Genomic DNA, 9,305 nt, shown 5'->3' with positions numbered 1-9,305 from the left:
TGTAGCACGTCAGATAAACCAATTTTAGTAACCACGTTACACCAGAGAGATACAGAGAATGAGCGCACCAAAGGACTACTACCGCATTGATATCGAAACCGGGAAAGAGAACCCGAAAAGTCGTCTGTTCTGTGATCCCCGGGCGGGTGGTTTGGTGGATCTGTCCAACGTCCGAATCCTGGCCTGCAGCGTCGATACCGTCCGCCAGTTGTATCGCGGCCTGATCCGTCCTGAAATCATGTGCCTGTTCGAGAAGCCCGGCACCATCGTCGACTTCGCTGGCCAGCGTTGGCACTCGGGTCGTGTCAGCAAAGACTCTGGCTACCAGTACAAGCTCCAGAATGCTGACCTGGGGATCATCCTGCTGGTGAAGAACTTCAACGCCAAAATTGAGAACATCGGGCCACACCTGAAAATCGAAGTGTCGCCCCATGCCATCGACCAGTTCTGCCCCGAGCGCCTGCAGGAACGCCTGGACTACTACGCCAGCCACGTCCTGACCAACGTCGAACGCAACCAATGCGCTGTCCACCTCGCGCTAGACCTGCAAGGATGGCAACCGCCTGCTGATCTGGTCGCTCGTATGCATTGCCGCGCACGTGCTGCCCGTGATATTTCCGGCATCAAGGAAATCCAGTGGACGCTGGAGTCTGCCACCTACGGCAAAGGCCAGTCCTATCTGTTCGGCTCCGCTGGTGGCGTCCAGTTGGGTATCTACAACAAGACCGAGCAGGCCCGCTCCATCGACAAGCTCGACTACTGTGAAGGCGTCTGGAGACGTCGCGATAGCTTCGATGAAGCTGACCCGGACAACTACAACCCAGAGCAAGACGTCTGGCGTGTCGAGCTGCGTTACCACCACTCAGTCATCCAACAATTCGCCTCCGGCTCGTTCGATCTGCAGACCGGCCAGACCATTGAAACCAACAGCTATGCCGCTTTCGCACCGCACCTAGACGGCCTGTGGCGCTATGGCCTGCGCCAATTCAAGTTGCTGGCTCGCCCTGGCTACTTTGAGCCCGTTTGGACCCTGATTCGTGATGACGTGCGCGTCGATCTGCCAGTCGATTCCCTGGTGGATGAAACCGAGTACAAGCGTCAATACAAGACCTCGCGGGGCTTCTCGGGCAAGAACGTCGAGTTATTCCTGGGAAACTTCGTCAGCCTGCTGGCACGGGAGCGAGTGGGCGCTAGAAAGGCTTTCTATCGGCTCAAGGATTGGGAGTGCTGGCCGGTGATCCGCGACCACTATGCCGCCAAAGGCATGGATGAAGACGGGCTGTATAAGCACATCAAAGGCATCCTGGAGGAACGCCATGTGCGTTGGGGGCGCGCTGTATGACGGCCAGGAAAGACGGCAACACCTGGACCGCTGACTTCTACGAAAACGGTCGCTCGGGTCGTCGTATTCGCAAGAAGGGTTTCAAGACCAAAGCCGCAGCCCAGCGCTATGAATCCGAGTTCTTCGCCAGCCTGAACATTACCGGCCGGCCGCTCGATGATCGCCTGTCTGATCTGGTGACACTCTGGCATGACCTGCACGGCTGCTCGCTCAAGGATTCTAAGCATCGTCTTGCACGCACCCTGGCCACTGTCGAACGCCTTGGCAATCCGATGGCCTCCAACTTCGATGCCCTCGCCTGGGCACGCTATCGCCAGACACGCCTAAAGGACGTCAGCCCGCACACCGTCAACCATGAACAGCGCTACCTGTCGGCGGTCTTCTCCGAACTGATCCGCCTGGGTGCCTGGGTCGGCAACAACCCGTTGGCTAAGGTTCGCCAGATCAAGACCGACCAGACCGAGCTGACGTTTCTGACCTTGCAACAGGTCGAACAACTGCTGGAAGAGTGCAAGCGCTCCACCAACAATCACACCTACCCTGTCGCACTGATCTGCTTGGCCACGGGCGCACGATGGGATGAAGCGGAATCCCTGCCACGTGGTGCCCTGTTCGGCGGCAAGGCCCACTTTCACCGGACCAAAAACCGCCAGTCCCGGTCGGTGCCGATCCCCAAAGAGGTCGAAGAGATTGCATTAAAGGTGGGGATGCCGGGGAATGGTCGGCTGTTCATGCCTTGCCGGTCGGCATTCCGATCTGCCTATCAGCGCTGCGGCTTCCACACACCTGGCCAGATGACTCACATCCTGCGGCACACCTTCGCCAGCCATTACATGATGGGCGGTGGTGACATCCTGGGTCTGCAACGCATCCTCGGGCACTCCACCATCACGATGACCATGCGCTATGCGCATCTTTCGCCCGATCATCTGGAGTCGGCGCTTCGACTATCCCCCCTCACCCAGTTAGGTTATCTGCATGCTAATTAACAGCTTCAATCTGATACTGTTGGCACTGATTTCAGCATTGGCAGGGATGTTAATGGCACTCAGCGCTATAGGGTTTACTCCCTTCGACACTTACCTACTTATTGCCTGCACCATAGGCTCGATAGCTGGCAGCTTTGCCCAAGCAATTTCAGCAACCATTCAGCCTGACGGCCCGCCAAATAGAGAAGGCATTCTCAAAAGAGCCTCTCCAGAGCTAAGCAAAGCGAGACTGGCATGGCTTACGATGCGCTGTATGCTCGGTGCAATTCTTGGCTTTGTATTCGGACTTTACTTCGTAGGTGCCCTTCATCAGACCTCTGCCGTATTTGCCAAAATTTGGGCTCTTTCATTCGTTGTGGGCTATGCGGCCCCCAAGATTTGGCAGACTAAGGAAAGGTCTTTTCTGGCTCAGTTTCAGCAGGACGCCGCTGAGAAGTAGTCGGGGTGTAGTCACTTCGTAGTCACTACCCCAGAAACGACAAAGGGCTAGCCTAAGCTAACCCTTTGAAAATATGGTGGCTACACCGGGACTTGAACCTGGGACATCAGCATTATGAATGCTGCGCTCTAACCGACTGAGCTATGTAGCCAACGGCGCGCATTGTCCGCGTCTAGCCCACTGCTGTCAACCCCAGATCAACGATAAATTTACGTTTTATCAAGCGGTTAGGCTTCGCCGCTGGCGACGCGCCCAATTACTCGTTTCCGAGCCTGCGGTTCACCGCTCAATTGCTCGGACGGTGCTTGCGGGGCTGTCGGACGATCCCGGAAAATCCACCTCCAGCAGGCTGCAGCGCCGCCGCGCGCTGGCCCATGAACCAGGAGAACACCTTGAGAGCGAGAGACGACTTCGACGATCTGCGGGCGGAGCGTGATATGCCGACGCATTACCGCAACGAACCCAACCGCTTCGCCGGGCTGTGGAAGCAGATCGCGATAGGCATCGTTGTCGGCTACAGCGTGCTGGGCATCATTAGCGCGGTTGTCTGGATGCTTGTCGCCCAGGTCGCGCTTAGTAGCCTGTCGATCACCCTGCCGTAACGGTCACATCCCTGCATCACTGGAGGTGCCGAGGGTGGGGTTGGCACTTGCCATCCCCTGCCCACCTCTTCATCCTGCCCCACTTGTTGACCAAACGAGCCCTGTCATGACGCCCATCCAGAATATCGGCCTGGCGCTATTCGTCGTGCTTTCCATCGGTATCGCCATCGGCCACAAGACCGATTGCGGCGATGGTCGCGTGGTGGAAACCTACCTTGCCAAGGGCCTGGCCTCGAAGCTGCTGGGGCATGATCTTTGCCAGCAACCCTGAACGACTCTTCATTAAGGAAGATGTGATGAAAAAGTTCGCCTTGCTTGTCAGCTTTGGCCTTCTCGGCGCTTGCGCCAACCTGGGTTCGCAGCCACCGGTGCCGGTTACCTCGCCGGTGGTGCAGGCCTTTCGCGATATCTGCCTGCAGACGGCGCCGAGCTTTGCCGAGGCGCATCGCGTGGCGCGGGAGTATGGCATCACCGAAATGACCGACATGGGCTTCGCCACCATCGGCTTCAACGCGGACAAGAGCCTGAGCATGCAGGTGAAGGTCAGCCATGAATGCGTGGTGACCAGCGAGACGCAGCAGGACGACACGCTGACCCGCCAGCTGCTGACCGCCGCCGCGGTCAATGCCGGCACCACGGTACCGCGCAGGGTGCCGGTGAAGATGATGATCGCCGGGCAGCCGTTCATCCTGACGCACGATCGCAAGGGCGGCGAAGCTTTGGTAATGATGAAGCCGGAGTAAGCACCCTCCCGGCCCCTCTCCCGCAAGCGGGAGAGGGGAGTTTTTTCAGGCGCTTTTGCCTGGTCGCGTGGCCAGCAGCAGGCCACCGAAGATCATCGCGGCGCCCAGCCAGTGGTAGAGCTGCAGGCTCTCGTTCAACAGCACCCAGCCCAGCAACGCAGTGAAGACCGGCATTACGTAATTGGTCAGCGCCGCCTTGGCCGCGCCGATCACGCGGATGCCATGGTTCCAGGCCAGGTAGGCCACCAGCGAGGCGAACACCGCCGTGTAGACGATGGCCGAGAGATTGGCGGTATTGAGCGTCAGGTGTGCGCCCTGGCTCAGTTCATAGAGGTAGAAAGGCAGGATCAGCGGTACGCCGAGCAGAATGAACACACCGAGCAAGGCCAGCGGCGGAATTGGCTGCAGGTACGCCGACCAGCGTCGCAGCAGCAGCGAGTACAGCGCCCAGTCGACCACGGCCAGCAGCATGATCAGGTCGCCCTGGTTGAACGACAGGCTGGCCAGGCGACTCCATTGCCCCTGGCTGATGAGCACGGCCAACCCCGCCACGGCCACCAGCATGCCCCACCAGGCACGGCGAGCCGGCCATTCATTGAGCAACAGACCGGCACCGATGAAGGTCACCAGCGGCAGGCAGGTGTTGACCAGCGAGATGTTGATCGCCGCCGTGGTCTGCGCGGCGCTGTAGAGCAATGAGTTGTAGCCGGCGATGCCAAGGCCGCCAAGCACCAGCAGGCGCCAGCCGGCATTGCCCACGGCCACGCGGTGACGCCACAGCGGCATGGCGACGAAGGGCAGTAGCAGCGCCAGGGCCAGGCACCAGCGCCAGAACGACAGGGTGAACGGCGCGATTTCGCCGGCGAAGGCACGCGCCACCAGCGCATTGCCGGACCAGCAGAGGTTGGCCAGCAACAGGCCGAACAGCGCCAGCGGGCGCGAGTGTTGGAGTGCGTTCATAAGGCGATTGCCGCGCCAGGTTTATCCGAACGGGAACGGCCCGGTTGAGCACGGTCAGCGTGCGGGCAGTGCTGAGCGATCATTGCATAGCTTCCGAAGCAGGCGGCTTTGCACCATACGGAGGCAGGCCAGGCTTGGCAAGATCGCGGCGGATGAGCAAAGGCGCGCTGCGTACCGGAGTCGGCACGCAGCGCGCGCTGGACACTCAATACCGTCGCCGCAGCGGGCGACTCAGCAGCCAGAGGATCAGCAACCCGCAAGCCAGGATCACCGTACTGGTGCCCCACTGCAGCGGCCCGGCGAGGCGGAACATCTCGGCCGGATGCAGGCTCGGCGCGCGAATCATGCGTACTTCGGCAGCGATGCCGGTGGTAGGAATGTCGGCCAGGCCATCGCCGTCGAGATCCGGCAGGCTGCGGATATGGTCGAGCAGCGCCTGCCATTCCTTGAGTTCCTGCATGCCTTCGGTTTCCGGGTCCTGATCGACGATGGCATCTTCGATACGTGGCAGCGGCTTGCCCTCGGCATCCTTGGGGATCACGTTGAGCAGGCCCTTGGTCAGGTCCGGCACCAGCCAGGTGAAGCTGCCGACGTAACTGGTGGCGCCGATGCTGTAGAGGCGCGTGTCGTTCAGATCCAGGTCGCGGTAACCCCTGACCGAGTCACCTATCTCGATGCGGCTGACGCGGTCGAACGGCACGCGCCAGGGGTTGTAGGTAAAGCGCACGCCGGAGACCCGCGGGTAATAGCTCTGGCTGTCGCGTAACTGATAGGCGAGCAACAGCACCTCCAGCAGCGACTTGATTTCACGGGCGCTGACGTAGGCCTTGATCATCGGGTAGCCGGGTTCGTCGTCGAAATGGCCGATGCCCAGCGGCGCGATGCGGAACAGGTCGGAAACATCCTGCACACCGTTGCGGCCCTTGAGCAGGTCATCGCGGATGGTGCCGTTGCCGGTGAAGGCCAGGTCGGCGTCCACCGCATGACGCAGGGCATCGGTCACCAGGTTAGCCAGGGTATGGTCGCTGAAATCGCGGCCCAGGCTCTGGTCGACCTTGGCCAGCGCCTGGTCGAACCGATAGCCCTTGGGCGCCAGCATGCGCTCGCTGACCACCTGCTTGAAATCCTCCACCCTGGCGGTGATGGCCGCATCGCCGGCAATGCTGTCATTGACCGGATGCAGGCGGTAGTCGCGCACTCGCGGCACGCCGTCGTCACCGAGGGTCATGCGCAGCTCGCCTAGGTACTGGATTTCCGAACCGGCCTGCACCACCGGGGTGTGCCCATTGACCAAGACCGGCTGCGGCAGCGCCACATGCGAGTGGCCGCCGACGACGATATCGATGCCCGGCACCTGCTCGACCAGCTCCACCTCCTCGCCGCGCCAGCTGGTATCGGCTTGCTGGGTGACGCCCATGTGCGAGAGCAGGATGACCACTTCGGCGCCCTCCTCGCGAAGCTTGGCCACGGTTTCCCGGGCGGTGGCCACCGGGTCGGCGAAGGTCACCGGCTTGATCATCGGACTGACCGCCACGGCGTCGTTACCGAGCAGACCGAACAGGCCGAAGCGGATGCCGCCACGCTCGATCAGCGTGTAAGGCAGGATGCGCCCGGCCTCGGCATGCGCCTCGAGGCTGTCGTCAGCCTTGCTCGTCGGATCGAAGCGCATGTTGCTCGATAGCAGCGGCAGCAGCGCATCGCCCTTGACCTTGTGCGCGGCGCTGATCATCGCGGCGAGGCCTGCCGGACGAAAGTCGAACTCGTGGTTGCCGATCACCGCGGCGTCGTAGCCCAGCTCGGTCATCAGACGCAGCTCGCTGCCCATCTCGCGAGCGATGGTGTGAAACAGCGTGCCCATGGTGAAGTCGCCGCCATCGAGCAGCAGCAGAGGTTCATCCCCGGCTGCCGCGCGGCGCTCGTTCAACAAGGTGGCCAGGCGCGCGACACCGCCAACGGTTCCATCGTCGTTCACCGTTGCCGGGCTGTATTCGTTGTTCGGACCGAAACCAAGCAGGCGCGACTGCCAATCGTTGCTGTGCAGGATGGTGAAACTGCGCTCGGCAGCGGTCAGCGGCGTTGCAGCCAGCAGGCCGGCGAAGAGAAGGGAGGAAAGCAGGCGCATGGACGATCCTTGACGATGACTGCGCACAGTATGGAACAGGCCATGACGCCAGACAGCGACCGATCGAGACGCCTTTTGTCGCCAATCGAGTCAGCCATTCATTGCCTCAGGTCAGCCCCAAGCCAGACGAAGGGGCTAGGCTGCATACAGGACGGCAAAGCGGAGAAGAACGATGGACCACTACGACCTGATGCTGGTGCTGCTGATCGGCGGATTCCTGATGCTGGGGGTCGGCTTCAACTTTCGCGAACACGAATGGGGCGTGCTGGTACTAGGCCTGGGTGTGCTGGTGATGCTGGTGCCGATTGCGTTGCGGGTGCATCTGGCGTTGGCGTAGGCGTGCAGCGCTCGGGGGGACGTTCGATGCAGATGCTGCTCGCGCGCCGCGCAACCCTACCAGACAGTAGATGGCGTTGCGCCAATGGTGGGTTACGCCGCAGCAGGCATTGCGATTCGCTCAACAGACTTACCAGGCGGCTAACCCACCCTACGGTTCAGCGCGCGGTCACTCGAAGGGTGGGTTAGCGGCGCTGAATGACGGTCTTCAAGACGCAGGTGAAGGCCGTGCGCCGCGTAACCCACCGGGCGGTTGATGGCCCCACGCCGAAGGTGGCTCAGGTAACAGCCCCATGACTCCCTACTGCTTCCAGCGCTCGGCGGCGCTCTGGTCGCTGCAGCGGCCTTCGACCCAGCGCGGACCTTCGCTGGTGTCTTCCTTCTTCCAGAAAGGAGCGCGGGTCTTCAGGTAATCCATGACGAAGTTGCAGGCGTCGAACGCGGCCTGGCGATGGGCGCTGCTGGTGCCGACGAAGACGATGGGCTCGCCCGGCTCCAGCCGACCGACGCGGTGAATGATCTCGATACCCAGCAGCGACCAGCGCTCATTCGCTTCATCGGCGATCTTGGCCAGGGCCTTTTCGGTCATGCCGGGAAAATGCTCGAGGAACATGCCGCCCACTTCGCGCCCATCATTGAAGTCACGCACGTAGCCGACGAAGGTGACCACCGCTCCGATGCCGAGGTTGGCAGCATGCAGGGCGTTGAGCTCGGTACCGGGGTCGAAGGGCTGGGCTTGGACGCGGATGGTCATGCGGGGTCTCGTTTGATGAGGCGTTTTCAGAGTCGGTTTGGTGGGCTGAAGCCCACCCTACGCGGAGCGGTTCATCATCGCGGCTGAAGCGGAACGCCGCCCGGCCGCTCCTACAGCCGTATCAACCGCCGGTGACGGTGGGGAAGAAGGCCACTTCATCGCCTTCGGCCAGCGGCTCGTCGAGGCTGCACAGTTCCTGGTTGCGCGCGCACATCAGGTTCTGCTCGCCCAGCACTTCCCACTCGCCGCCACGGGCGACCAGGTGCAGACGCAAATCGTCAAGAGTGGCGAAGTCGCCGCTGAGCTGTTCGTCGTCACGGCCCAGGGCCTCACGGTAGCGGGCGAAATACTGCACGCGGATCATGCTTGCTCCTCCAGCTTGTAGTGACCGCTCTTGCCGCCGAGCTTTTCCAGCAGGCGTACCTGCTCGATGACCATGCCGCGATCCACGGCCTTGCACATGTCATAGATGGTCAGCGCGGCGACGCTGGCGGCAGTCAGTGCTTCCATCTCGACACCGGTTTGCCCGGACAGTTTGCAGCGTGCGGTGATATGGACGCAGTCATCGCCTTCGGCGCTCAGCTCGACCTTGACGCCGGTGAGCATCAGCGGGTGACACAAAGGAATCAGATCGCTGGTTTTCTTCGCCGCCTGGATGCCGGCGATACGCGCTACGGCGAACACATCGCCCTTGGGATGCTCACCGGCAACGATCATCTTCAGGGTGGCGGGGAGCATGCGCACGCGTGCTTCGGCGGTGGCTTCACGGAAGGTAGTCGCCTTGTCGGTGACGTCGACCATATGCGCGCGGCCTTGGGAATCGAGGTGGGTCAGCACGGGAAAGCTCCTGGCGGGAATCGACCGATTGTAAACCTGCAGGTCAGGAATTCGTAGCCCGGATGAAATCCGGGGCCAGAGCGGCAAAAATCCCCGGATTTCATCCGGGCTACTGACTACATACTGACTACATCCGGCGACACAACTGTAGGAGCGGATTTATCCGCGATCATCGCGGCTG

Annotated in this window: 12 protein-coding genes and 1 tRNA gene; 7 read left to right on the top strand and 6 right to left on the bottom strand. The window is 61.4% G+C overall.

Annotation, left to right across the window (positions count from 1 at the left end; genetic code table 11):
- Positions 1-58 precede the first annotated feature (58 nt).
- Genes B2U07_RS20170 through B2U07_RS20160 form a run of 3 tightly spaced genes read left to right on the top strand, consistent with a single transcriptional unit; the run spans position 59 to position 2,770 of the window.
- Positions 59-1,342, top strand: a complete 1,284-nt coding sequence (locus B2U07_RS20170) for a hypothetical protein (protein WP_296277624.1) — start codon at positions 59-61, stop codon at positions 1,340-1,342.
- A complete protein-coding gene (locus B2U07_RS20165) occupies positions 1,339-2,331 on the top strand; it encodes a phage integrase (protein ID WP_296277623.1) in 993 nt (330 codons plus the stop codon). Before B2U07_RS20170 ends, B2U07_RS20165 begins: the two co-directional genes overlap by 4 nt.
- Positions 2,321-2,770 carry a hypothetical protein gene (locus B2U07_RS20160; protein ID WP_197854802.1) on the top strand — a complete coding sequence of 150 codons (450 nt, stop codon included), beginning with the start codon at positions 2,321-2,323 and terminating at the stop codon, positions 2,768-2,770. The genes B2U07_RS20165 and B2U07_RS20160 overlap by 11 nt, the downstream gene beginning before the upstream one ends.
- A gap of 74 nt (positions 2,771-2,844) precedes the next feature.
- Here B2U07_RS20160 and B2U07_RS20155 read toward each other — a convergent pair.
- Positions 2,845-2,921, bottom strand: a tRNA-Met gene (locus tag B2U07_RS20155).
- A 223-nt stretch (positions 2,922-3,144) separates the two neighbouring features.
- Between B2U07_RS20155 and B2U07_RS20150 the strand changes: the two genes are divergently transcribed.
- The 3 genes from B2U07_RS20150 (at position 3,145) to B2U07_RS20140 (ending at position 4,115) form a co-directional block, all read left to right on the top strand.
- Positions 3,145-3,372: a hypothetical protein gene (locus B2U07_RS20150; RefSeq protein ID WP_275547107.1), complete on the top strand. Its 228-nt coding sequence runs from the start codon at positions 3,145-3,147 to the stop codon at positions 3,370-3,372.
- Between the two features lie 106 nt (positions 3,373-3,478).
- Entirely contained in the window at positions 3,479-3,643 is a 165-nt protein-coding gene (locus B2U07_RS20145) for a hypothetical protein (protein WP_197854795.1), read from the top strand.
- Positions 3,644-3,668: 25 nt separating this feature from the next.
- Positions 3,669-4,115, top strand: coding sequence for a hypothetical protein (locus B2U07_RS20140; protein ID WP_275547106.1), 447 nt, complete (start codon positions 3,669-3,671; stop codon positions 4,113-4,115).
- A 45-nt stretch (positions 4,116-4,160) separates the two neighbouring features.
- Here the strand turns inward: B2U07_RS20140 and B2U07_RS20135 are convergent, their stop codons facing one another.
- A complete protein-coding gene (locus tag B2U07_RS20135) occupies positions 4,161-5,075 on the bottom strand; it encodes a DMT family transporter (RefSeq protein WP_275547105.1) in 915 nt (304 codons plus the stop codon).
- Between the two features lie 205 nt (positions 5,076-5,280).
- Positions 5,281-7,197, bottom strand: coding sequence for a bifunctional metallophosphatase/5'-nucleotidase (locus B2U07_RS20130; RefSeq protein WP_275547104.1), 1,917 nt, complete (start codon positions 7,195-7,197; stop codon positions 5,281-5,283).
- A 172-nt stretch (positions 7,198-7,369) separates the two neighbouring features.
- Between B2U07_RS20130 and B2U07_RS20125 the strand changes: the two genes are divergently transcribed.
- On the top strand, positions 7,370-7,534 hold the full coding sequence (locus B2U07_RS20125) for a hypothetical protein (RefSeq protein ID WP_197854790.1): 165 nt from the start codon (positions 7,370-7,372) through the stop codon (positions 7,532-7,534).
- Between the two features lie 300 nt (positions 7,535-7,834).
- On the opposite strand, the gene moaE is transcribed toward B2U07_RS20125, so the two are convergent.
- The 3 genes from moaE to moaC all read right to left on the bottom strand — a co-directional run bounded on the left by moaE (position 7,835) and on the right by moaC (position 9,124).
- Positions 7,835-8,287, bottom strand: a complete 453-nt coding sequence (moaE, locus tag B2U07_RS20120) for a molybdopterin synthase catalytic subunit MoaE (RefSeq protein ID WP_275547103.1) — start codon at positions 8,285-8,287, stop codon at positions 7,835-7,837.
- A 121-nt stretch (positions 8,288-8,408) separates the two neighbouring features.
- Entirely contained in the window at positions 8,409-8,651 is a 243-nt protein-coding gene (locus tag B2U07_RS20115) for a MoaD/ThiS family protein (protein WP_003459467.1), read from the bottom strand.
- Positions 8,648-9,124: a cyclic pyranopterin monophosphate synthase MoaC gene (gene moaC, locus B2U07_RS20110; RefSeq protein WP_275547102.1), complete on the bottom strand. Its 477-nt coding sequence runs from the start codon at positions 9,122-9,124 to the stop codon at positions 8,648-8,650. The genes B2U07_RS20115 and moaC overlap by 4 nt, the downstream gene beginning before the upstream one ends.
- Positions 9,125-9,305 lie beyond the last annotated feature (181 nt).

Origin of the sequence: Pseudomonas sp. UBA7530 (assembly GCF_002479365.1) — a bacterium.
In the GTDB taxonomy this organism is placed as follows: domain Bacteria; phylum Pseudomonadota; class Gammaproteobacteria; order Pseudomonadales; family Pseudomonadaceae; genus Aquipseudomonas.
The sequence above is the reverse complement of the archived record's forward strand: the minus strand, read 5'-3'. Positions and strand labels throughout refer to the sequence as shown.

Coding starts and splice junctions, on each gene's coding strand:
- B2U07_RS20170 (WP_296277624.1), top strand. CDS start 59: ATGAGCGCACCAAAGGACTACTACCGCATTGATATCGAAACCGGGAAA.
- B2U07_RS20165 (WP_296277623.1), top strand. CDS start 1,339: ATGACGGCCAGGAAAGACGGCAACACCTGGACCGCTGACTTCTACGAA.
- B2U07_RS20160 (WP_197854802.1), top strand. CDS start 2,321: ATGCTAATTAACAGCTTCAATCTGATACTGTTGGCACTGATTTCAGCA.
- B2U07_RS20150 (WP_275547107.1), top strand. CDS start 3,145: ATGAACCAGGAGAACACCTTGAGAGCGAGAGACGACTTCGACGATCTG.
- B2U07_RS20145 (WP_197854795.1), top strand. CDS start 3,479: ATGACGCCCATCCAGAATATCGGCCTGGCGCTATTCGTCGTGCTTTCC.
- B2U07_RS20140 (WP_275547106.1), top strand. CDS start 3,669: ATGAAAAAGTTCGCCTTGCTTGTCAGCTTTGGCCTTCTCGGCGCTTGC.
- B2U07_RS20135 (WP_275547105.1), bottom strand. CDS start 5,075: ATGAACGCACTCCAACACTCGCGCCCGCTGGCGCTGTTCGGCCTGTTG.
- B2U07_RS20130 (WP_275547104.1), bottom strand. CDS start 7,197: ATGCGCCTGCTTTCCTCCCTTCTCTTCGCCGGCCTGCTGGCTGCAACG.
- B2U07_RS20125 (WP_197854790.1), top strand. CDS start 7,370: ATGGACCACTACGACCTGATGCTGGTGCTGCTGATCGGCGGATTCCTG.
- moaE (WP_275547103.1), bottom strand. CDS start 8,287: ATGACCATCCGCGTCCAAGCCCAGCCCTTCGACCCCGGTACCGAGCTC.
- B2U07_RS20115 (WP_003459467.1), bottom strand. CDS start 8,651: ATGATCCGCGTGCAGTATTTCGCCCGCTACCGTGAGGCCCTGGGCCGT.